At 33.9% G+C, this 24,658-nt stretch carries 16 protein-coding genes; 4 read left to right on the top strand and 12 right to left on the bottom strand.

Annotated features, from left to right (window positions below; all coding sequences use genetic code 11):
• The first annotated feature begins 76 nt into the window (after nucleotides 1–76).
• A complete protein-coding gene (can, locus tag HNP99_RS15240; protein WP_173854255.1) occupies nucleotides 77–712 on the top strand; it encodes a carbonate dehydratase in 636 nt (211 codons plus the stop codon).
• Between the two features lie 42 nt (nucleotides 713–754).
• On the opposite strand, the gene HNP99_RS15235 is transcribed toward can, so the two are convergent.
• Together HNP99_RS15235 and HNP99_RS15230 are read right to left on the bottom strand one after the other, a co-directional pair.
• Complete coding sequence (locus tag HNP99_RS15235) at nucleotides 755–1,957, bottom strand: LETM1-related biofilm-associated protein (protein WP_173854325.1); 1,203 nt, start codon at nucleotides 1,955–1,957, stop codon at nucleotides 755–757.
• Between the two features lie 121 nt (nucleotides 1,958–2,078).
• Nucleotides 2,079–2,606: a superoxide dismutase family protein gene (locus HNP99_RS15230; protein ID WP_173854253.1), complete on the bottom strand. Its 528-nt coding sequence runs from the start codon at nucleotides 2,604–2,606 to the stop codon at nucleotides 2,079–2,081.
• Between the two features lie 586 nt (nucleotides 2,607–3,192).
• Here HNP99_RS15230 and HNP99_RS15225 point away from each other — a divergent pair.
• Nucleotides 3,193–5,223, top strand: coding sequence for a BCCT family transporter (locus HNP99_RS15225; protein ID WP_173854251.1), 2,031 nt, complete (start codon nucleotides 3,193–3,195; stop codon nucleotides 5,221–5,223).
• 239 nt (nucleotides 5,224–5,462) lie between these two features.
• Here the strand turns inward: HNP99_RS15225 and HNP99_RS15220 are convergent, their stop codons facing one another.
• From HNP99_RS15220 to HNP99_RS15190, 7 genes are all read right to left on the bottom strand, one after another.
• A complete protein-coding gene (locus HNP99_RS15220; protein ID WP_173854250.1) occupies nucleotides 5,463–7,253 on the bottom strand; it encodes an acyl-CoA dehydrogenase family protein in 1,791 nt (596 codons plus the stop codon).
• 167 nt (nucleotides 7,254–7,420) lie between these two features.
• The gene (locus HNP99_RS15215; protein WP_173854248.1) at nucleotides 7,421–8,602 is read right to left on the bottom strand and encodes an acetyl-CoA C-acyltransferase; all 1,182 of its coding nucleotides are present in this window, start codon (nucleotides 8,600–8,602) and stop codon (nucleotides 7,421–7,423) included.
• Between the two features lie 93 nt (nucleotides 8,603–8,695).
• Complete coding sequence (locus HNP99_RS15210) at nucleotides 8,696–11,086, bottom strand: 3-hydroxyacyl-CoA dehydrogenase/enoyl-CoA hydratase family protein (RefSeq protein ID WP_173854247.1); 2,391 nt, start codon at nucleotides 11,084–11,086, stop codon at nucleotides 8,696–8,698.
• Nucleotides 11,087–11,204: 118 nt separating this feature from the next.
• Complete coding sequence (locus tag HNP99_RS15205) at nucleotides 11,205–11,684, bottom strand: MarR family winged helix-turn-helix transcriptional regulator (protein ID WP_173854246.1); 480 nt, start codon at nucleotides 11,682–11,684, stop codon at nucleotides 11,205–11,207.
• 295 nt (nucleotides 11,685–11,979) lie between these two features.
• Complete coding sequence (locus HNP99_RS15200) at nucleotides 11,980–13,755, bottom strand: AMP-dependent synthetase/ligase (protein WP_173854245.1); 1,776 nt, start codon at nucleotides 13,753–13,755, stop codon at nucleotides 11,980–11,982.
• Between the two features lie 1,285 nt (nucleotides 13,756–15,040).
• Complete coding sequence (locus HNP99_RS15195) at nucleotides 15,041–15,619, bottom strand: hypothetical protein (RefSeq protein ID WP_173854244.1); 579 nt, start codon at nucleotides 15,617–15,619, stop codon at nucleotides 15,041–15,043.
• A gap of 246 nt (nucleotides 15,620–15,865) precedes the next feature.
• Nucleotides 15,866–16,399 (bottom strand): PaaI family thioesterase, encoded by a 534-nt coding sequence (locus HNP99_RS15190; RefSeq protein WP_173854243.1) that lies wholly within the window; start codon nucleotides 16,397–16,399, stop codon nucleotides 15,866–15,868.
• A gap of 309 nt (nucleotides 16,400–16,708) precedes the next feature.
• On the opposite strand from HNP99_RS15190, the gene HNP99_RS15185 reads away from it, so the two are divergent.
• Together HNP99_RS15185 and HNP99_RS15180 are read left to right on the top strand one after the other, a co-directional pair.
• The gene (locus tag HNP99_RS15185) at nucleotides 16,709–17,230 is read left to right on the top strand and encodes a complement C1q domain-containing protein (RefSeq protein WP_173854242.1); all 522 of its coding nucleotides are present in this window, start codon (nucleotides 16,709–16,711) and stop codon (nucleotides 17,228–17,230) included.
• Between the two features lie 203 nt (nucleotides 17,231–17,433).
• A complete protein-coding gene (locus HNP99_RS15180; RefSeq protein WP_173854241.1) occupies nucleotides 17,434–17,925 on the top strand; it encodes a DUF4920 domain-containing protein in 492 nt (163 codons plus the stop codon).
• 208 nt (nucleotides 17,926–18,133) lie between these two features.
• Here the strand turns inward: HNP99_RS15180 and HNP99_RS15175 are convergent, their stop codons facing one another.
• The 3 genes from HNP99_RS15175 to HNP99_RS15165 form a co-directional block, all read right to left on the bottom strand.
• On the bottom strand, nucleotides 18,134–18,907 hold the full coding sequence (locus tag HNP99_RS15175; protein WP_173854240.1) for a DUF3667 domain-containing protein: 774 nt from the start codon (nucleotides 18,905–18,907) through the stop codon (nucleotides 18,134–18,136).
• Between the two features lie 119 nt (nucleotides 18,908–19,026).
• Complete coding sequence (purL, locus tag HNP99_RS15170) at nucleotides 19,027–22,695, bottom strand: phosphoribosylformylglycinamidine synthase (protein WP_173854239.1); 3,669 nt, start codon at nucleotides 22,693–22,695, stop codon at nucleotides 19,027–19,029.
• A 112-nt stretch (nucleotides 22,696–22,807) separates the two neighbouring features.
• Nucleotides 22,808–24,382, bottom strand: coding sequence for an endonuclease (locus HNP99_RS15165; protein WP_173854238.1), 1,575 nt, complete (start codon nucleotides 24,380–24,382; stop codon nucleotides 22,808–22,810).
• Between the last annotated feature and the right edge of the window lie 276 nt (nucleotides 24,383–24,658).

Below are 24,658 nucleotides of genomic sequence, written 5' to 3'. Positions count from 1 at the left end.
AATAACTGTAGATTAATTAACGCATTTGATTTCAATAAATTTTATCGTTAGTTAGTCACTTTAAAACTTAAAAAAAATGAGTGATTTTTATAAAAAAATACTAGATAATAATAAACAATGGGTTGTTGATGCTTTAGAAAAAGACCCTAACTTTTTTGCCGACTTAGCTAAAGGACAAACGCCACCATTATTATGGATTGGATGTTCAGATAGCCGTGTTCCTGCAAATGAAATCATTGGCGCTAAGCCTGGAGAGGTTTTTGTACATAGAAACATTGCTAACATGGTTGTACACTCTGACATGAATATGTTAAGTGTTTTAGATTATGCGGTTAACGTATTAAAAGTGAAACATGTAATTGTATGTGGACATTATGGTTGTGGTGGAGTTAAAGCTGCAATGGGTAATCAGTCTATTGGAATTATTGACAATTGGATTCGTCATATTAAAGACGTGTACCGTTTACACAATACTTATTTAGACTCTATTGAAGATGAAACAGAACGTTTTAATGCTTTTGTTGAAATCAATATTAAAGAGCAAGTTTTTGATTTATCTAAAACCTCTATCGTTCAAGCAGCTTGGAAAAGCGGACAAGCTCTTAGTATTCATGGTTGGGTGTATGGATTGAATTCAGGATTTGTAACTGACTTAGAAGTAAATATCAGTTCGAATACAGATTTAGATGAAGTATTTCAATTGCAATTTTAAATATTAAATAAAAAAGCCACTTTATAAAAAGTGGCTTTTTTTTTATTCATTTTCATCTAGATTTTCATTAAATGCTGATGGTAACATCTTTGGGATAAATTTTATTAATATTGGGAGTAATAAACTACCTCCAGGTAAGAGAAAGATAGTCAATGATGGCACCGATTTACAGATGTCTAACAATTGCTTTTTAACCTTTTTCTTTTCTTTTTCGTCTAAATCTCTTCTAGTTGATAATGCTAGCAAAACCATCAATTCTTTACTTTGAACGATCTCTTTTACAAGTCGGTTCTTATTGCGAGTAATCAAAGTAATCACACTTTGTGTCGTCTGGTCATAAAAATGTTTAACAGGATTGGAATAGTTAAAATAGGCAATATCTTTTTTATTTAACGATATAAAAGAATTGGTACTATCAATGCTTTCAGTAACAAAATCGTCTGACACTGCAACTGATTGAGCAACCTTATGTAAAAAATAAGCCTCTTCGTTTTCTATTTTTCCATCGCTCCACAAAGCCATTCCTGCCATATCTATCAGATAATACTTCTCTAATTCAGAGGTAAAGTAACTCAAATTTAAATGTTCTAGATTTTGAACATTAACTTTTGAAAACTTACTGTAACGTACTGATGCCTCAAATAGCTTGATGAGCAAATCATCATAATTAGATTTTTGAGTTTTTGTTTTAAGGGATAATGAAACTAAGCTAATAACCGCTTCTTCTATCTTTTTTAAATATTTTTCGGGTATTTCACCGTGAATCAAGTATTGTCTAAAGGCTAAGATATCTACAAATAGCAGTGCATTAGTCATAATGTGAGAGAAGTTCTTACTTATAATGTCAATATTAGTTTGAACACGCTCATCAATAATTTTCTCTAGATTTAACGAGGCGGTACCATTAGGTAAAACTTTCTTAAACAAGTTGAATCCCTGCGGATGCATCTCATTGTAAAAATCGACTGCTTTATTTATAAAGGCAGTAGCATTATTTTCTTGTGATGTTAATTTGTAAACAGCATGCAAGGTATTCAGTAAAGCAACTTTTGGAATCTCATTTTGAACCCATCCTTTTGTTTGTATTGGTGTAGTAGTTTCAAACGAAATTACGTGTCCGTATATGAAACCTGTTTGTCGAATCTTGTAATAAAAATCTTCAGGACTGCTAAAAACTGTTTGAGGAACAGTACTTTGCATGCTAAAGTATTTTTCGATCCAGCCTGATGCTGATGGATTAATCATTGTGGTTATTTGAGGTGACAAAGCTAGTTATTTTTATCGCTTTGTTCATTAAATTTAAATTAAATAAGCATACACTATTTGTAAACAGCTAGTGTACGCTTATTAAAAGTATTGGGCAAAATTATTTTATAATTGCAGAGCAGGCTACTCTAGCTCCTGCATCTCCTGAAGGTTGCGATACAAAATCATCTGTTCCTTGGTGCACAATCAATCCTTTTCCAAGAATATCTTTTGTAGGATCACCTGAACCAATATTCCATTCATTAGTAGTCATGGTTATCATTCCGTTTCCATTTGCGTCAGCAGTGAAATTTCCAATATCTCCTTTGTGGTACTCACCAACACCCCATTTTCCATGCTTTTTAAAAGTAGGATTCCAGTGTCCTCCTGCTGAACTTCCATCTGCAGCTGAACAATCTGATTTTTCATGAATGTGTATTGCATGCACGCCTGGTTGCAATCCTGCTAACTTTGCGGTGAAGGTTACCATACCATTTTTTTCTACAAATGTTGCGGTACCAGAAACGTTGCTGTTACTTTTGGATTCAAAATCAATTTTTAAGTTTTTTGTATTAGCCGAATCACTATTTGTTTTACAGCCTACTACAACAGCTGCTAATATCATACAAGAAATAAGTATTTTTTTCATGGTTTAAGTATTAGTTATAAAAGCATAAAATTAGGGATTAAAGTGGTCATGTTTTATCAAAATTTTTAACAAAAGATACAACATTATGATGTAGTTGCTTTTATCTAATGTTGTAAAAGTATCTTGCGGTCATTATTCTGGTGCTCAAAATGGCAAGCTTATTTGGCAAATAAAAAACTGCATCACTAATAAATTCAGTATTTCATTGACTATTTGCTTGATAGATTGAGTAATCCAACATAATGAGCTGTTTTTTGTCAATTTTTGTTAGTTTTGCAAACCAATTTGCAATTTTTTTGATTCTTTATTTTATTTCTGTTTTAAAATGTAATACAATCAAGATAGCGATAAGTTGCAATATTTTCAAAACTACAATGGCTTTTGTCATTCAATTTTCACTGGAACTCTTTACAGGGTTCTTAGCGTATCATCAATTATTTTATGATGATTACTCAGTGAGCTAAATTTATTTTTAGCAATTAAACATCATTTTTGGGTTTGGTTTTATATTCTAAAGCAGAATTGAGCAGACTATTTTTAATACTGTGAACAAGCATTGTTTGCAGTTAACTTTATTTAACTATTTATGAATAAACTATTATCTTTTTTAGAACAGAAGTATAATTTTAAAACTGATTTCACAAAGTCAGTTGCCTTACCTAGTCTTACGATTATCATCGTAATTTCTCTTTTTTGTGGAATTTTCTCTGTAGAGGCAGAACAATTTTTTAATGTCGTTAAAGGAGTAATTTTCAAAAATTTAGGTTGGCTCTATGTGTTAATTGTTACTGTTTTTGTAATTTTCTTAATAGGTCTGGCAGTTAGTAAACTAGGTAAGATCAAGTTAGGGGCTGATGATACTAAACCAGAGTATTCCTTCTTCTCCTGGGTAGCCATGCTTTTTGCTGCTGGTATGGGAATTGGTTTAATGTACTTTGGTGTTGCCGAAACTATGGCTCATTTTGCTAATCCTGCGATCAGCAATCTTGATGTAAGTTTAAGAGCAAAGGAGGCGCAGTTGTATACGTTCTTTCACTGGGGTTTTCATGCTTGGTCAATTTATGGTGTGGTAGGATTATCTATGGCATATTTTGCGTATCGTCATAATTTGCCTATTGCTATTCGTAGTGGGTTTTACCCAATGTTGAAAGATAAAATACATGGACGTTTTGGTGATATTGTTGACGTTTTTGCTTTGTGTAGTACGTTCTTTGGTATTGCTACTACCTTAGGCTTTGGTGTTTTGCAATTAAGTGCCGGACTTGAAAGTTTAGGTGTGATTCCTAATACTAGCTTCGAGTATCAAGTAGGAATTGTAGTTGTCGTGATGTTGATTGCCATTATATCTGCTACAAGTGGATTAGGAAAAGGAGTTAAAAAACTAAGTGAAATCAATATCATAATGGCGGGTGCGCTAATGCTGTTTGTTTTAATTGCAGGGCCAACCATTTATATATTAAGTACCTTAACAGAAGGAATTGGACATTATGTAAGTAACTTTATGTCATTGACTTTTAATACATACGCTTTCGAAAAAGACAGTCAAGAGTGGTTTTCTAATTGGACGATACTGTATTGGGCTTGGTGGATTTCATGGGCTCCTTACGTAGGACTGTTCATTGCTAAAATTTCTAAAGGTAGAACAATACGTGAGTTTATATTAGCTGTTCTATTCATACCAGCACTTTTCAACTTTGTGTGGATGACCATCTTTGGAAGTAGTGCTATCTGGATTGACAAATTTGTTGCTCATGGTGCTTTAAGCGAATTTGCAAATAATCCGGACACCTTGTTATTTAACTTTTTTGGTTACTTTCCTTTAACTAGTTTGTTGAATGTGCTTTCGATTGCTATTATTTGCGTGTTCTTTATCACATCAGCAGATTCTGGAATATTTATAATGAATGGGATTTCGTCAAAAGGAGCTACAAATTCTCCTAAATGGCAAAATGCTTTTTGGGGAGTTTTGCTTACCGTTGTATCGCTAAGCTTGCTACGCTCTGGAGGATTAGCCTCTTTACAGACCATGACGCTAGTTACTGCACTACCATTCGGGATTATCATGTTGCTGCTTTGTGTGAACTTATGGAAGGCCCTATCGGCAGATAATGAGTACAGTATGACCAAGTATTCTCATGGAAGTTTAAACTGGAATGACTACCACTGGAAGGTTCGTTTACAAAAAATTCTAACCTATTCACAAAAGAAAGATATTAGGAAATTCTTGAATGAAACAGTACGTATTTCATTTGAGGAATTGGTAAGCGAATTAGAGAAGAACCAAATTGAAGCTAGTATTGTTTACCATACTACGCCTAATAATTCTATCGAACTTGTCATCAAGCACGAGCAGTTACGCGATTTTGTCTTTGGTGTGATGGCACAGCCACAAACCGTATCAGAGACTTTAGTGAATGAATTAAATATGCCTACAATTGATTCTGAGACCATGTTTTTACCAATAACGTATTTTGGTGATCATCGAATGGGATATGATATTCAGTATTTAAGTAAGGATGAAATAATCTCTGACGTTTTAAGAGAGTACGAACGTTTCTTAAACTTAGGTTCAGATGGTACGCATGATTTATTTGTAAAACCAACGGTTAGCGAATAGTAGTTCTGCTATCTATAAAAATAAAACTGCAATCCTGTATTGCAGTTTTTTTTTGCTTTGTTTTTAGCAAAAAATGGAGTTGTGAATAACCATTGTAAATCTAATTGATCCTAGTTAGAGCTAGGGTAGTGGTATGCTTTTATTCGAAAGAGAATGTCATTAAAAGTAAAAACCGCAATCATCGAAATGATTGCGGTTTTTTAAACAAATAAAATCAACTAAAAAACTTTCTTTTTTGCTTAAAAGCAATATTCGTTTTCTGCAACTAATTTAGAAGTAATTGTTTCTCTTAATGCAACTACATTCGGCATGTTAGTGTATTTAGTAAAACGTCTTAATCCCATAAGCATCATACGTTGTTCATCTCCTTCTACGAATGAGATAATAGCTTCTTTACCTTTTTGAGTAACAATATCTACTGCTTGGTATAAGTATAATCTTGCCATTGCAATTTGTTCTTGTACTTTTTCTTCACCTTCTTTCTTAGCTAATTTCTCAGTTCTAAGGATAGTACTTTCTGCCATGTAGATTTCGATTAACATATCAGAAGCCGACATCAAAATTTGTTGGTGAGAGTCTAATTCAGTTCCGAATTTTTGAACTGCACTACCAGCAACCATCATAAAAGCTTTTTTCAATTTAGCTACTAAGTCTTTTTCTTCAGCAAATAACTCAGAGAAATCAGGAGTATCGAATGAAGGAATACCTAATAATTCCTCACCAACTTTAGTTGCAGGGCCTAATAAGTCAACATGTCCTTTCATTGCTTTCTTAATCAACATTCCTACAGATAGCATTCTGTTGATTTCGTTTGTACCTTCGTAAATACGTGCGATACGAGCATCTCTCCAAGCGCTCTCCATTGGAGTATCTTCGGAGAATCCCATTCCACCATAAATTTGGATACCTTCATCAGAACAAGCTTGAACATCTTCAGAAACGGCAACTTTCAAGATAGAGCACTCAATTGCGTACTCTTCAACACCTTTTAATTCGGCATCTTGATGTGTAGCTCCTTCAGCTTCACGAGCAGTAATTCTGTTTTCGATATCTTTTGCTGCTCTATAAGTAGCGCTTTCACCAGCATAACAGCTAGTTGCCATATCAGCTAATTTAGAACGGATAGCTCCAAATTGTGAAATTGGCGTGTTAAATTGTAATCTTTCGTTTGCGTAAGCAGTAGCATTTGTGATTACTCTACGTTGTGCGTCAAGACAAGCAGCAGCAAGTTTTATACGTCCAACATTTAAAGCATTCATTGCAATTTTAAATCCGTTTCCTCTTTCTGATAACATGTTCTCAGCTGGAACTTTTGTTTCATTAAAGAAAACTTGACGAGTAGAAGAAGCTCTAATTCCTAATTTATGCTCTTCTTCGTTCATTGTGATTCCATTCGCAGGATCATTTTCTACGATGAAACCAGTAATGTTTTTATCATCACCAATACGTGCAAAAACGATGAATACGCTACAGAAACCTGCATTCGAAATCCACATTTTTTGACCTGTGATAGAGTATGTTTTTCCATCTTCAGATAAAACTGCTTTTGTTTTTCCAGAATTAGCATCTGATCCAGCACCTGGCTCAGTCAAACAGTAAGCACCAAACCACTCACCTGAAGCTAATTTAGGAACGTATTTTTGTTTTTGTTCTTCGCTACCATATAAAGTAATTGGCATAGTACCAATTCCAGTATGTGCTCCAAAAGCTGTTGAGAAAGATCCCGTTGCTCCAGAGATGTAGTCACATACTAAAACCGTGTTTACAAATCCCATTCCCATTCCGCCGTAAGCTTCAGGAACAGCTACACTTAAAAAACCTAAGTCACCCGCTTTACGCATAGTTTCTTCAGTTAAAGCATAATCTTTCTTTTCAAAACGGTCTTTATTAGGCCATAATTCTTTATCAACGAACTCTTTTACAGAGTCACGCATCATTATTTGTTCTTCATTGAAGTCTTCAGGAGTGAAGATATCTTCGCACTTTGTTTCTTTTACAAGGAATTGTCCTCCTCTAGTTACGTCTGCCATAATTTGCCCCCTAACCCCCGAAGGGGGAATTCCTACTAGGGGTCAGTAGGGTTTTAAATTCTTTAACCTAAATGAAGTTAAAGATGTGAATATATCTGTTTAAGAACTTGGGAATCTTTTTTTTGATATTAAATATTGGTAATTCCCCCTTTGGGGGTTAGAGGGTTTTACATTAACTCATAAACCCCAGCACTACCTTGACCTGTACCTACACACATCGTAACGATTCCGTATTTGTTACCACGACGTTTCATTTCGTCAAATAATTGCACTGACAATTTAGCTCCAGTACATCCTAGAGGATGGCCCATTGCAATTGCACCACCATTTACATTGATGATATCAGGATTTAAATTAAGTTCTCTGATTACTGCTAATGATTGTGAAGCAAAAGCTTCATTCAATTCAATTAAGTCAATATCATTGATAGTTAATCCAGCTTGTTTTAATACTTTTGGTATTGCTTTTACTGGTCCGATACCCATGATTCTTGGTTCAACACCTGCAGAAGCAAAGTTTACTAATCTTGCGATTGGTTCTAGGTTTAATTCTTTTACCATTTCTTCGCTCATAACCAGTACAAAAGCAGCACCATCACTCATTTGTGACGAGTTACCTGCTGTTACACTTCCACCAGCTTCAAAAACAGGTCTTAATCCCGCTAAAGCTTCCACTGTAGTTCCAGCTCTGGGTCCTTCGTCTTTGTTTACTACGTAAGATTTTGTTTCTTTTTTACCATTTTCATTAACAAACGTTTGTTCTACTGTAATAGGAACGATTTGTTTGTCAAATTTACCTTCTGCTTGTGCTTTTAAGGCTTTCATTTGCGAATTGTAAGCAAATTGATCTTGGTCTTCTCTTGAAACATTAAATTGTTTTGCTACTGCTTCGGCTGTTAAACCCATTCCCCAGTAGTAATCTTCGTTTCCTGCTTTTGCAACAGCATAATCCGGTGTTGGTTTGTAACCTCCCATCGGAATAAAACTCATGCTCTCAGCACCACCAGCAATAATACAATGCGCCATTCCTGACTGTATTTTGGCTGTAGCCATACCTATTGTTTCTAATCCAGAAGCACAGTATCTATTTACAGTAACTCCAGGAACATCTTCAATTTTTAATCCCATTAAAGAGATTAAACGACCTACATTAAGACCTTGTTCTGCTTCTGGCATGGCATTACCTACCATCACATCATCAATACGCGTCTTATCAAAATCAGGTAATTCATTCATCATGTATTGAATGGTCTCTGCTGCTAATTCATCAGGTCTTTTAAATCTAAAAACTCCTTTTGGTGCTTTACCAACTGCAGTTCTGTATGCTTTTACTATATATGCTGTTTTCATATTTTTTCTTTTAGAGATTTTTAGAAGAAAGAGCCAAGAAGAAAGAGGAACTTAGTTCAGCATCTTGCTTCTTGAATCTTTGCTCTATTTTTCTTAGTTACGTAACGGTTTCCCTTTAGTTAGCATAAATTGAATTCTTTCTAATGTTTTTCTTTCTGTACATAATGATAAGAAAGCTTCACGTTCTAAATCCAATAAATATTGTTCACTTACTAATGTAGGTTCAGATAAGTCACCACCTGCCATTACATATGCTAGTTTGTTAGCAATTTTCTTATCGTGCTCTGAGATGTATTTACCCGCTTCCATTTGGTCAGTTCCTACTAAGAACATTCCTAGAGCTTGTTTTCCTAATACTTTTACGTCTGTTCTACGAATAGGTTGTGTGTAACCCGCTTCAGCCATAAGTAAAGCATGTTTCTTAGCTTCTGCAATTTGACGGTCTTTGTTTACTACGATAACGTCTTTACCATGTTGTAACAATCCAGTATCAAAAGCTTCGTAACCAGAAGTTGATACTTTTGCCATAGCAATAGTCAAGAAATATTCTTGTAATACGTTAAGCTCTACGTCATTTTTATGGAATAAATCAGAGGCACGCAAGGCTAATTCTTTAGAACCACCACCACCAGGAATAACACCTACACCAAACTCAACTAATCCCATGTATGTTTCTGCAGAGGCAACTACTTTATCAGCATGTAAGCTCATTTCACATCCACCACCAAAAGTCATTCCGTGTGGTGCTACTACAACAGGAATAGAAGAGTAACGTACACGCATCATCGTGTCTTGGAACATTTTGATCGCCATGTTCAACTCATCATATTCTTGCTCTACGGCCATCATAAAGATCATACCAATGTTAGCTCCAACAGAGAAGTTTCCTGCTTGATTACCAATAACTAATCCTTGGTATTCTTTTTCGGCTAAATCAATGGCTTTATTAATGGCTTGTAAAACATCACCACCAATAGTATTCATTTTAGAAAGGAACTCTAAGTTGATGATTCCATCTCCTAGATCAGTGATAACTCCACCACTGTTGCTCCATATTTTTTTGCTTTCGCGAATGTTGTTCAGGATAATAAAATCATCTTGTCCAGGAATTTTTGTTTGTGCTTTTGCAGGAATACTGTAGTAATTAGTAGCTCCTTCTTTAACAGTATAGAAACTTTTGTTTCCAGCAGCAAGCATCTCATTTACCCAAGCAGCTGGTTCAAGACCTTCCGCTTTCATGATTTCGATTCCTTTTTCTACTCCAATAGCATCCCAAATTTCGAACGGACCATTTTCCCAACCGAAACCAGCTTTCATAGCATCGTCGATTTTGTATAACTCATCTGAAATTTCAGGTATTCTATTTGAAACATAAGCAAACATTCCAGAAAAACTTTTTCTGTAAAATTCACCTGCTTTATCTTTACCTTTTACAAGAACTTTAAAACGATTGATTGGTTTATCAATTGATTTAGTTAATTCAAGTGTAGCAAACGACGCTTTTTTAGCTGCTCTATATTCTAAAGTATCTAAATCTAAAGTCAGAATTTCTTTTCCTACTTTTTTGTAGAAACCTTGTCCCGTTTTGCTTCCTAACCATTTGCTTTCCATCATTTTGTTTACAAACTCTGGAAGTTTAAATAAGTCGTGTTGCTCATCATTAGGACAGTTTTCATAGATTCCGTTAGCAACGTGTACTAAAGTGTCTAATCCTACAACGTCAACCGTTCTAAAAGTAGCCGACTTAGGACGACCAATTACTGGTCCAGTCAATTTGTCTACTTCTTCAATCGTTAATCCCATTTCTTTTACCAAGTGGAATAAACTTTGTATACCATAAATACCAATACGGTTTCCAATAAATGCTGGAGTATCTTTAGCAACAACTGATGTTTTTCCTAAAAATTTCTCTCCATATATAGTAAGGAAGTCCAAAACCTCTGATGAAGTTTGTGGGCCAGGAATAATTTCAAATAATTTTAAGTAACGCGCTGGGTTAAAAAAGTGAGTTCCACAAAAGTGTTTCTGGAAATCTTCACTTCTTCCTTCATTCATGAAGTGAATAGGAATTCCGGAAGTGTTAGACGTAATCAATGTTCCTGGCTTACGGTATTTCTCTACTTGTTCAAAAACTAATTTCTTAATATCAAGTCTTTCAACAACTACTTCAATAATCCAATCAACATCAGCAATTTTTGCCATGTCATCCGTAGTATTACCTGTCGTGATGCGACTAGCAAATTTTTGACTGTAAATAGGAGAGGGCTTCGATTTCAAAGCATTCATCAAATGCTCATTTACTAAACGATTGCGAACAATTTTACTCTCTAATGTCAATCCTTTTTTAGTCTCTACCTCAGTCAGTTCTCTAGGAACGATATCAAGTAGTAAAACTTCGACACCAATGTTGGCAAAATGGCAAGCAATTCCCGAACCCATAATACCGGATCCGATTACTGCAACTTTTTTAATTGTGCGTTTCATACGTTGTTTTTATTTGTTTTTATTAGAATATGCGCTGCCTAAATGTCGATTTGGGGCAAAAAAGGCAATTGCATACGTGTTTTTGTTAATACTTATTTTAAAAGTGACTTTTTCTAATTTATTTTATAGAAGTTAAAACACTATCATTTTCTTTTTTTTCGGATACTGGAAAAATATTTTTATCAATAATTAATTCATTGATAACTTCGGCTACTTCTATAAAGTGTTGCAGCTTTTCTTCTGAAAGATTTTCTTTAACCGCTTCATTAAATTTTAAAACGGTGTTTTTAGATAAGTCTCTTTTCTCTTTTCCAAAAGGGGTTAAGTAAATTAACACTCCACGACCATCTTCGGGGTTTTTCTTTCTAATGATTAACCCTTTTTCTTCCATAGATTTTAAAGTACGTGTCAAGCTAGTGGCTTCCATACCCATTTTTGGACCTAAAGCTGTAGAAGGAGTTCCTCCTTCTTTGTCAATGCTTAATAAAGCAAATCCCGTAGCCATACTTGCATCGTATTTAGATGCTTCTTCATTATACATTCTGGCAACTGCTTGCCATGTAGCTCGAAGAATGTAATCTATAGTTTTATCTTTCATATTTTTCGCAATCGATTTCAAATATACTAAAAAAATACTATGCACGCATAATAAATTCAAATAATTTTTTGTTAAGAATGCTTAAATATAGAAAATCTTATGCTAACTTATTAGTTTGTTTTTAAATACTGTGCTGTCTTAGTATGCCGCTTTCTAGCTTTGTGTAGCTGTTTGCTTTCAAATACTAACACTCTTAATAAGTGAATTTTTTTATAAGTTCTGAATATACTAAAGTAAAAAAAAAGTCATAAAAAAACCACGAATACTAATTCGTGGTTTTTTTATTTGGTTTTGGCTAGTTGAAAATTTTATTATATAAAGCATCGTACTGTTGCAGAATAATTTTACGTTTCAGTTTTAATGTTGGTGTCAAGTGCCCACCTTCTATGGACCATATGTCAGGAGTTAGCTCAAAGCGTTTAATTTGTTCCCAATGTCCAAATTTTACATTGATGTGATCAATTTCTTCTTGAATACGAGCAATTACTTTTTCGTTAGTAACAATTTCTTCGTTAGTTGTTCCTATATCAAATTTATGAATAGCAGCCCATTCTTTTACAAAATCAAAATTAGGTTGGATAAAAGCAGCTGGCATTTTTTGTCCTTCCCCTATTACCATTATTTGTTCGATGAAACGAGATTGTTTCATTAAGTTTTCTATAATTTGTGGTGCGATGTATTTTCCTCCAGAAGTTTTAAACATCTCTTTTTTACGGTCGGTAATTTTTAAGAAACCATCTTTGTCAAATTCACCTATATCTCCTGTATGGAAATATCCGTCTACAATAACTTCGTTAGTTAATTTCTCGTCTTTTAAGTAACCCATCATTACGTTAGGTCCTTTAACAAGGATTTCACCATCGCTAGCAATTTTAACCTCTACACATCCAATTAACTTTCCTACTGTTCCTACTCTAAACCCTTTGTTTCTAAGGTCGTTTACGGAGACTACTGGAGATGTTTCTGTTAATCCGTATCCTTCCATAACCGGAATTTCGGCAGCAGCAAAAACACGTGTTAACCTTGTTTGTAAAGCAGCACTTCCAGAAACCATAAGTTCTAGTTTACCACCCAAACCTTCTTTCCATTTGCTAAAAATAAGTTTACGTGCAATTTTTAATTGAAACTCATACCAAGCACCATTTGCTCCATAAGGCTCATAACGTAATCCTAAGTCAATTGCCCAGAAGAATAATTTTTTCTTGATTCCAGTTAATTCTGTCCCTTTAGCATAGATTTTATCGTAAACTTTTTCTAATAATCGAGGTACAGCAGTAATTACTGTAGGTTTTACTTCTTTTAAGTTATCAGTAATTTTATCAATTGATTCTCCAAAGTAAATAGATACACCATAATATTGGTATAAATAAAGTAACATTCTTTCAAAAATGTGGCATACAGGTAAAAAACTTAATGCAGTAGCATTTCCTTCTTGAAATGGAATACGTTCTGCACTATATAATACATCCGAAACAATGTTTTTGTGCGAAAGCATCACTCCTTTAGGTCTTCCTGTTGTTCCAGAAGTATAGATAATTGTTGCTAAATCATCTTCTTTTACGTTGTTTTTAGCTTCTTCAACTTCATTTTGATTGCTCGTGTCTTCACCAAGAGCAAGTAGCTCGTTCCAGTTTTTACATCCGTCAATTTTATCAAAACTAAAAACTTCTTTTAAATGCGGTACTTTATCTCTAATCATATTGACTTTTGCCAATACTTCTACATCCGAAACGAAACAATAACTTGCTTCAGAGTGATTTAAAATGTATTCATAATCTACCTCAGAGATAGTTGGGTAAATAGGCACCGTTTGTGCACCAGTTTGTAAAGCCCCAATATCCATGATATTCCATTCGGTTCTATTATTAGTAGAAATCAAAGCAATTCTATCACCTTTTTTTAAGCCCATTCTTAATAGTGCTCTTGACACTGCATTGGCTTTAGCGATATATTCTTGTGTAGATGTTTTAACCCAAACACCATCAACTTTGGTAACTAATGCATCTGGAATTGTAGTAAATTTATCTTGTTGGTAGTATGGGAAATCAAACAGTCTTGTAATTTGAGTCATTATGTGGGGATATTGAATTGGGTTGCAAATTAAAAAAAAAATGCTTAGGTTTTTTGATTTTAAAAAATTAAATCAAAAAAATATTGTTTTTTTAAGTTTTTCACGAAATCGTTTTCTCTAAATGCTGATTTAAAGGTTTATTTGCGGTTACAATACTGTTTTATTAATGCGGTATTTAGAAATATTTTTCAAAAAAAACTATTTTTTTAACTTTTGAAATACTATAATTACCATTTTTTTTGTTAACTGAATTACCCAAGGGATATAAATACAGAAGGAGTACCTATTCTTTCCTAGTTTTCTGCTTGAATAAGTTCGTCGTGATTATCAATGATTTTTTTTACAATAGCCAAGCCTATTCCTATTCCCATTTTGATTTCGGTAGTTCCTAATCACTTAAAAAGATTGAATATTTTATCACCATATTTATTGCTAAAACCAATTCTGTTAGCTACAATTTTTAGGCCGAAATAATTTCTATTAGTTTATAAAAAAAACTTTTTCACAGATGAATTTATTTCTGAAACACAACTAACTGTAATGTGTTGAGAAATAACACGTTTGAAGAATTTTAAAGCATTTGAGATTAAATTGTAAATAAGTTGCCTAAATTGAAAAGGAATTACAGTGATGTCTACGTTATTTAAGATTTCAATTTGAACTTTTTTTCTTTTCTCTTAAAAATTATGTTTAACATCTTTTACTTAAGATTTTGAAGCAACAATTTTATATTTTTTTATGAAGTAGTTGTTCTGGAATTGTCGAGGAGGTCTTTTATTGGCTCACTCATTCTGTGTTATGCCTTATCATTGCTTTGTAAATAGTCTTTTACTATATAATAGGTGTAACTCTTTATAATATAATGGAGTAGAATAATTTAGCTTTACGTAATGGCTCTCGAGAATCATGACTAGAGACAAATTTGAAAGCCTGTAAATCTATTTTGACTTTCTCTAATACAATTTTTTGCGCTACAATCTATTTAGTTCTGTCAGGTAGATTTTGCTCAATTATAAGTTCAAGTTAGTTATTGTATTCATCTATTTTTTTATTGGTCTCAAATAGAGTTCATAACGATGCACTTTAAGAAGATATTGTTTTGGCTTCTAAAAATTTTAGCCCTAGATTAAATAAGATTGAAAGGATTTAACCTTTGGAAATCAATTTAATCTGTGGCTAATTTTAATTTTTTCTGCAATCCAACTTTGTAGATTTTTATTCTTCCAAAACAAATCTATGGACTTACAGTTTATAATGATTTAGTAATATCATTAACATCAATAAATTATTGTGGTTTTTCTTCGTAATCCTTAGATCTTTCACCTAAGATGTACATTTTTTTCTTTTTAAAATGAATTGAAAACTGCACTTCATTCCAATCACCATAAATTGTATTGGGATTGATTTCCTTTTCCTTAGATGAAGTAGTTGCTTCAGCTGTCTCTATTTCTGGAGTTTCTTCATATTGACCAAATTCGTCCATGCTATTAGCTTCTTCAACAGTAGTTGTATCAATGATTTTAAATGCCTTATCACTTTCGTCTGTTTTGTACCAAAGAGAGTATACAGCACTGCTAAAACCTTCTTTAAATATAGGAATTCCTTGTTTTGAACATTCAATACCCCAAGTCATACTCTTAGGTGCTTGATCATGCAATTGAAATATTCCAGTACCATTTGGGTTTAATTGTACAATTGGTTCTTTTGTTCCTTCAAATAAATAGGTCCCTGTAATTGGGTATTTTATATCTGTTTTTATAAAGTGTTCTTTATCATTAACTGTAATTGATATTGCTTTTTTTTGTGCGTAGGTATTTGTTGCAAATAAAATTGTTAGAATTAAATAGAGATTTAGGGATTTCATTTTTTATTTTTTTGGATTAAATGATAAGTAGACCTTTATGTTTTTGGGAAAGCAAATTTAGTAAACTCAACTTTATAGCAATGCTTATTTTGATTGATATTGCTATATATTTTTAAGTTTGTTTTATAGGCTTTGATTATAAGGTAGTTGTGCTTTTGTATCGAATGAAAAATTGTAATTAATATTTTCTTAAAAGTAAAAGCAATAATAAACCAATTTAAAAATGCGAATTATAGATATCAAAAATTACTTATGGGCTAATTTTTTCTTATTTCTTTTTTCTTTGAAGAAGTTTTTATCAGCAATATAAATTGTTTTTCTAATCTCACAAAATACAATAGACTGGTCTAGATTAGTTAATGTAGTTGTTTTTACTATTTCGTATTCCTTTTTCTGTGCTACATGTTTTTTTATTTCGTCTATTTCAGCTAATGAAAACGTAAAGTCGGCGTAGAGGTTTTCTTTTGCAGGCCTTTTAAAGAAAATTTCAGCTGCCTTATCCCAGACAACAAAATCATCACCTATAAGATGCATCAATTGGATCATTGGAATTGGGTCTACTGCAGCAAACATGCTACCACCAAAAATAGAATTCACATAGTTTTTATTTTTATAACTGATAGGTAGTTTGATGCTAATAGTTAATAAATCTTTAGAGACAGTAGTAATTTTGGCGGTACTTCTACGGTACATGGGTGACCAGTTAAAACCATATTTGAGTAATTTTGGTTTTCCAATGTATTTTGAGCCTACTTTGGCTATTTTTTTATAAATGGACATGATTGGGGAGATTGTTATGGCTACGAATTTATATAAAAAAATGATTGCTGTTTGAATAAATGAAAAATTATATTTTGTATTTAAAACCGATTGCTGTTTTTAGTACTAATTATCAGGTCAATTGCGTGAAGGATAGCAGCGTAAATCCTCCCATTTTTTAGGGAGATTTTAGCGAATAGCCTGACCATTGTGGTCACGCCCAAAAAAAATAATTATTTAAAACACACACAGATTATTTAATTCTTTTTTTTTATTTCGTTTGCGAGTTTTGTCTAAGTAGGTATTGGTACAACATCACCGTCTGCTCAGTTGGATGTAAATGGGGATTTAAAAGTTCGAATTGTTAACTTAGATACTGGTTTACTATCTTCAAAAGATTCAGTTTTAGTTGTTAAAGCAGGAGTAGTAAATAGGGTAACTTCTCAGCAAATATTTGATAGTCATTTAAAGTTTGTAAAAGCTACTGGTTCTGCTACAACATCTCTTGGTTTAGCGGTGGGTTGTAGTACAGGTTATAAAAGGATTGCTTTTAATACTGAATTATTTGATGAAAATAACGACTATAATACTACCTTATATAAATTTGTAGCACCAAAAGACGGTATTTATAGTTTGTACGTGCAATATGAATCATCATCATTGTTAGCTGCAACAAATGTGGGAGTAGTTATTTTTACTGATCGGTCAGGAACTGTTGCTATAGAAGCTGAAGAAGTATATACAAATGTTGCTTTTGCTACATTTTTTGTATCACCACCCACAAGAAAAATACAAACTTTAGGGAAATTAAATGCGGGTGATAAGGTTTTTTTGGAGCCTCTTCAAATTTAATAGTTACATTGATTGGAGGTGTTAAATCTTTTTTTACGATCGCGCAAATAAAATAATTTAGAAGTTCTCATCACGTTCCTATTTTGTTAAAAACTTTGGATTACTAATTGAAACGTATTTTTTGATTCAAATTTTAAGAGTTACACCACTGAGGTTTTATTTTTATAACTATTTTTGAATTTAGATAACCAAAATATAATATAATGAAGAAAACGATTGTAATTGCTTGCTCAATTCTGGCACTAGCAAGTTGTAAAAAGGAAGGAAAAGAACTTACAATGAAATCTGATATGGCTTATGCTAGCTATGGAGATAGCATCTCAGCAGATAACGTACTATCTAAGGAAGATGTTCTAGTTACTTATGAGAAATTGTCTCAAGGAGATACTGTTGCGGTTAAGTTTAGATCAAATATTAAAGCAGTATGCAAAGAAAAAGGCTGCTGGATGAATTTGGATTTACCAGAAAATAAGGAAGTTTTTGTTAAATTTAAAGATTATGCTTTTTTTGTTCCTACGGATTCTAAAAATGAGGAAGTAATCATCAGTGGGAAGGCCTACGTGAGTGTTGAGTCTATTGAAGACTTAAAACATTATGCTAAAGATGGTGGTAAATCACAAGCTGCAATTGATAGTATAACTGCACCAAAAACAAAATATTCACTACTGGCTGATGGCGTTTTAATTGGGAAATAAATTAAGAATCTTTACGTCTTGAAATCTCAAAAGAACATCATAAAAAAAGCGCTCTTTTTCAAGAGCGCTTTCTAATAGTATAAAAAGAAAATTACTTTTTCTCAATCCACAATCGTGCATTTACAAACGCTTCATGCCATGGCGAAACCTTGTAGACTAGGTCTAAAGAGAAGTTGACCTAATTCAAGATGCTCTATAGAAATAACGATTATAAATTGATAATTAAAGGTGTTTGAGTTTGACCCGTTACTAGATAAATAATAAACCCCATTATAATGATAGTCTCAATGATAGTTAACGAATAAAACATGAGAACCCTCCATATAAAACCCATGATAGAATACTTTTTTTTTGTAGCATTAAAGTAAGTCCAAGCTGGAAATAAAAAGATCAAGAATAGGCAAATACCTTTAAGAATCTGTGCAAAGTCTTTTATTCCTTGAAATATGTATAAGAGTGAAAACAAGTTTACGAATAGACATAAAACTAGAATTCCTAGTAAATTTATTCCTCCAATTATAAAATGTTCAGCTATATTGAGTTTCAATCTTCTGAAAATAAGAATTGCATTTATAGCAATTAATGGAACAAACCCTAGTAAAACTACTTTTACATTAGCCGATAAAAAATTCATGAATTTTAAACCATTGCCTATATTTCCCTTTACTGGTGAGTGGTTAATTTCATGATAATAATGCACTGTAAGAATATTTAATCCGATCAGCATTAAAATGAGATAAAAAACATTATAGTACTTGACTCTTTTACCATTAATGTAATCCAATGCTGCTTGTCCAGGTCTTGTAAAAGTTTCCTTTATTGTTAATAAAATACCTTTTTCCAAATGCAAAACACCGTGTATAATGTCATGAAACAAAAAATGTTTTAATGTAATAGGATGTGTATTATTTTTTTGCCCGCAATTTTCACAATAATTCCCAGATACTTTTTGTTCACAGTTTAAACATTGCTTGTTATTCATACGCTAATTTGTTAAATGTTTTATTCAGTCGGTAAAAGACAAGGTTTGTTGTTTTTCAATTGATAAAGCTTTCAATCATACTATTTGAAAGCTCTATCAAAGTTGAAATTTAGTACACTTTATTTATTCTCAATCCACAATCGTGCATTTACAAATGCTTCATGCCATGGCGAAACCTCATCGTTTCTATCTTTAGGATAATTAGCCCAGTTCCATTGAAAAGTTGATCGCTCAATATGTGGCATCATCACTAGGTGACGACCTGTAGTGTCACAAAGCATTGCCGTGTTGTAGTCAGAACCATTTGGGTTTGCAGGGTAACTATCGTAACCATATTTACCTACGATGTTGTAGTTTGCTTCTGGCTCTGGTAAATTAAATTTTCCTTCACCGTGTGATACCCAAACTCCTAATGTTGCTCCTGAAAGGCTTGACAACATCACCGATTTGTTTTCTTGAATCGTCACCGATGTAAAGATACTCTCGTGTTTGTTACTATCATTATGCAGCATTTTTCCGTGCACTTCATGCTCTGGATTTATTTTTTCTAATTCCATCAACAGTTGGCAACCATTACAAATCCCAACAGATAAAGTGTCTTCTCTTTTAAAGAAATTGTCTAAGGCCGTTTTTGCTTTTTCGTTGTACAAGAAAGCTCCAGCCCAACCTTTTGCTGACCCCAATACATCTGAGTTAGAGAAACCTCCAACAGCACCAATGAATTGAACGTCTTCTAAGTTTTCACGGCCAGAAATCAAATCGGTCATGTGAATGTCTTTAACATCAAAACCGGCTAAATACATGGCATTTGCCATTTCGCGTTCTGAGTTACTTCCTTTTTCACGAATGATAGCCGCTTTTGGTCGCTCTCCACCACTGATTACTGGTTTTTTACCTGTAAAATGAGCAGGGAAAGTAAACTGTAATGCTTGGTTTTTATAATTGTCAAAACGTGCTTCCGCTGTTCCGTTTTTGGATTGTTTTTGATCTAGTAAGAAAGAGGTTTTGAACCAAATATCTCTGTAGTGTGCAATATCTAATGCACAAGAACTAAATTCTATTTTGGCACTAGTGGTAACTGTTCCTAGTTTGTAGAAAGAAACACCGTTTGTATTTAATTTAGCTTCTAACTCAGCATCATTTTTTGCTTGAAAGACAAGACCAATGTTCTCAGCAAAAAGGTATTTGATAATGTCTTTTTCCTCAAAAACAGAGAAATCAATTTTGGCACCCAAATTCACATCTGCAAAACACATCTCTAGTAAAGTTGTGATCAAACCACCACTTCCTATATCGTGTCCAGCTAAAATTTGATTGTCAAGAATCAATTCTTGTATTGTATTAAAGGCTTTTTTGAAGAAAGCAGCATCTTTTATAGTTGGTGCGTCTTTTCCTATTTTGTTCAATGTTTGTGCAAACGAAGAACCGCCTAGTTTGAACTCATCTTGCGACAAATTAATGTAATAAATAGAATCCCCGTCTCTTTGAAGCACAGGTTCAACTACTTTTTGAATATCAGTACAGTTTCCACCGGCCGAAATAATTACCGTTCCTGGCGCAATTACCTCGTCGTTTGGATAACGTTGTTTCATTGAAAGCGAATCTTTCCCAGTTGGAATATTCACTCCTAATTCGATTGCAAAATCTGAACAACTTTGAACAGCTGCATACAAACGAGCGTCTTCGCCTTCATTTTTACAAGCCCACATCCAGTTAGCCGAAAGTGAAATTCCGTCTAAACCACCTTTTATAGGAGCCCATACGATATTAGATAAAGACTCAGCAATTGCCGTTCTTGTTCCTGCAACAGGATCAATTAAGGACGCGATAGGCGAGTGGCCAATTGAGGTAGCAACACCTTCTTTACCGTTGTAATCTAGGGCCATTACACCACAGTTATTCAATGGCAATTGTAAAGGTCCTGCCGTTTGTTGCTTGGCTACTTTTCCACCTACACAGCGGTCTACTTTATTTGTCAACCAGTCTTTACAAGCAACTGCTTCTAGCTGTAATACTTGCTCTAAATAAGTTGAGATATTTTTAACGCTATATTCTAAGTCGGCATAATTTCTATCAATGTTCTTATCGTTCATTACAACTTTTGGAGAACTACCAAAGAAATCTTCAAGGGCATAATCCATAGGTTTAGCACCAGTAGTTTTTGATTCGAATGTAAAACGATGATCGCCCGTTACATCACCTACTTGATACATAGGAGAACGCTCTCTGTCTGCAATGCGTTGTAAAATATCAATATTTTCTTTAGCAATAACAAGTCCCATTCTTTCTTGTGACTCGTTACCAATAATTTCTTTTGCCGAAAGGGTAGGGTCACCCACAGGTAATTTATCAAGATCAATTAATCCACCTGTTTCTTCTACTAGTTCTGATAGACAGTTTAAGTGTCCACCTGCTCCGTGATCGTGAATAGAAACAATTGGGTTAACATCACTTTCCACTAATCCACGAATGGCATTAGCAGCACGTTTTTGCATTTCTGGATTCGAACGCTGGATAGCATTTAATTCAATACCGGAACTAAAAGCACCTGTATCTGCAGAGGAAACTGCCGCTCCACCCATTCCAATTCTATAATTTTCTCCACCTAGAATAACGATTTTGTCTCCTGTTTGTGGTTTCTTTTTTATGGCTTGATCTAATTTTCCGTATCCTATTCCACCTGCTTGCATGATCACTTTGTCAAAACCAAGCTTGCGCGCATCTTCTTCATGTTCGAATGTTAGAATTGAACCTGTAATAAGTGGTTGTCCAAATTTATTTCCAAAATCAGAAGCTCCATTTGAAGCTTTGATCAGAATGTCCATCGGAGTTTGGTATAACCATTTTCTTTCTGTCATTCCGTTTTCCCATGGTCTCTTATCTTGAGCAGAGTCTTGGGACTCTAAACGAGAGTACGATGTCATGTAAACTGCCGTTCCTGCAAGCGGTAAAGATCCTTGTCCTCCTGCTAAACGGTCTCTGATTTCTCCACCAGCTCCTGTTGCAGCACCATTAAAAGGCTCTACGGTTGTAGGGAAATTGTGTGTTTCTGCTTTTAATGAAATTACTGAGTCAAACTCTTTAACTTCATAAAAGTCTGCTTTGTCAGCACTCTTTGGAGCAAACTGTTCAACGCGTGGTCCTTTTACAAAAGCCACGTTATCTTTGTATGCCGAAACGATATCGTTCGGGTTTTCTTGTGATGTTTTTTTGATTAATTTGAATAATGATGAAGGCATTTCTACACCATCGATTACAAATGTTCCATTGAAGATCTTGTGACGACAGTGCTCTGAATTGGCTTGCGAGAATGCAAAAACTTCTGAATCAGTCAATTTTCTACCAATTTTAGTAGCTAGATTATCTAGATACGTTACTTCCTCGGGGCTTAAAGCCAAACCTTCTGATTGGTTGTACCCTGCAATGTCCTCAATATCTAAAATCGCTTCAGGAGCAATGTTTATTGTGAAAAGATCTTGATTCAATGCACTGTACTTTTGCGAAAGCATAGGGTCAAAATCAGAGAAATCTTCGGCTACTGCTTTAAATTCTTCGATTCTAATAATTCCTGAAATACCCATGTTTTGAGTGATTTCAACAGCATTAGTACTCCATGGAGTGATCATTGTGGCGCGAGGTCCAACAAAAAAATCCGTCAATACGGATTTTTCTATCTTATGCGAATTGGCAAAAAGCCAGTTTAATTTTGAAATGTCTTGAGCCGAAATTTCGTTTTGCGTCTGTACTGCAAAAACTGTTTTGCTTTGGTTTTCAAAGAAATGGATCATTGTTGTGTAGTTTGTTGTATTGCGTTGCAAATTTAGTTAATTAAGATGAAAATGCTAATAAAAAAAAGCGGCAAAATTGCCGCTTTTAAAATCAATGTTATTTTGTGTTTAACTAATTGATTATGATTTTTTTAGTAGTAGTGTGCTTTTCGTCATTGATTTTAACAAGATACATTCCTTTAGGCATGTTTTTTATAGATAAAGTAGTGTTGTTACTACTGTTTTGTTCAAAAATAACTTGACCAATAAGGTTGTAAATGGTCACAGCATATTGTTTGTTGCTGTTGTAAATTATAAAATCACCATGCGAAGGGTTTGGATAAATTAGAGTTTCCTCTGCAATAGCTTCCTCAGCAGTAATTGCTGTTTTTGTGGTAGTCTGTATTGTTTTGCTACCTAAATTACTGCAAGTATCTGATGAATAAGTATCCCAGTTCGTAGTTTTGTTAAATGTAGTTGTAGGTCCTGTTACGGTAGCTTTTCTTCTTAAAGTTACATCTGCAGCAAAATTTGCGGATCCGCCATTGTATGTACCAATAATATCAATAAGTACTCCATTTTTAAACAAACCTACAGGGTCATTTCCGTTAAAAGCTAATTCTGTAGCAGTGGTGCTGATGTTTGCCGCTGTGGTTGAGAAACAACTTGAAGCCATAGCGCTGTTGACAAAGGTGTATTTGCTTCCTTTACTTAAACTACCACTCAATGTGATTCCTGTACTCCAAGATCCAGATCCATTGGTTTGTTTCTTGATGCTATACACACTTAAGTTAATGGTACCGGCTGTGGAGTTTGAAATTTCGAGTGCCTTATTATTTGAAGAACCTTCAATATATTCTGAAAAGTAAAGATCTGTAGCGCCACTAGTTGATGTATCTGCAGTTGCGTTCCATACCTTTTGTACATATTCTGGGTGGTCAATGTATGGATTTCTATTGTTTTGGGTTGCATAGATGGCATTGTTACGGGCTACTTCTCTTGGACTTACAGGGTCAAGTGTGTTCCAAGCTAATAACATGTTTAAAAAAGCAGTTGTAAAAACTTGATTGCTGGTTCCATTGAACATAGGGTAGGAGTAACCAGAAACAGTAGTTTCATAACGGGTGGCAAAATAGAAATACATGCGAGCAATGTCTCCTTTGAATTCATCAATAGGTTCAAATACAGTTCCGGTATAACCAGAGACAGCGCTAGTTCCTAATTTACTACCATTTAACGAGGTCCAAGTTGCTGTTGAAACGGTTCCGTGTGGATAATTAGAGCGTTGTCCGTTTACTTTTCCATCTGTAGGTGTGATGAAATGCGCGTCAGAAACCATAGGTGCAGTAGAATTAAAAGTAGATTGTGGTATAACATGTTCTCTGTTGTAACAATCGCCCTCTTTAGCGTATGTACCACATCTTTGGGTGCTCGTGGTACTGTAATTGTAAGGATCTGTTCCACTTGGTTTTTCTGAATACATATCTAAAACAGTACCATCTTTTTCATAAAAATTATCCACGTCAGATGTTTGGTAAGTGGTATAAAGTCCATTATAACCATTATCAGTATGGCCTTTTATAATGTTGTACAGTTGCGTTTTTAAAGTGTAGCCTGTTCCTGTAGATGTGGAGTAATAATTTGACGGAATTTGCGCCATGGTTACTTTAATACTCATAAGAAATACAAAGGAGTAGATTTTTTTCATAAAATTAAATAGATTTGGGTTGTTAATTGGGGGAAACAAAGATTTTTTTATCATGCTGTTATTCGCCGCAAATCTATCTCATTTAGGAATACAATATGTTAAGAAATTTTTAAGTTAATGATTGTTTTTAAAATATTGAACAACCGAAAAAACACAATATAACTTGTCTGATTTTTGACATATTGCGCGCAGTGATAATATAATAATGATTCTCGACTCCGCTTGAACTGATAATTAGCCTATTTTGTAAATGGTATTGGTGTTTTTTTTTTTCTT

The sequence above is a fragment of the Flavobacterium gelidicaeli genome, assembly GCF_013294005.1.
Lineage (GTDB): Bacteria > Bacteroidota > Bacteroidia > Flavobacteriales > Flavobacteriaceae > Flavobacterium.
The sequence above is the reverse complement of the archived record's forward strand: the minus strand, read 5'-3'. Positions and strand labels throughout refer to the sequence as shown.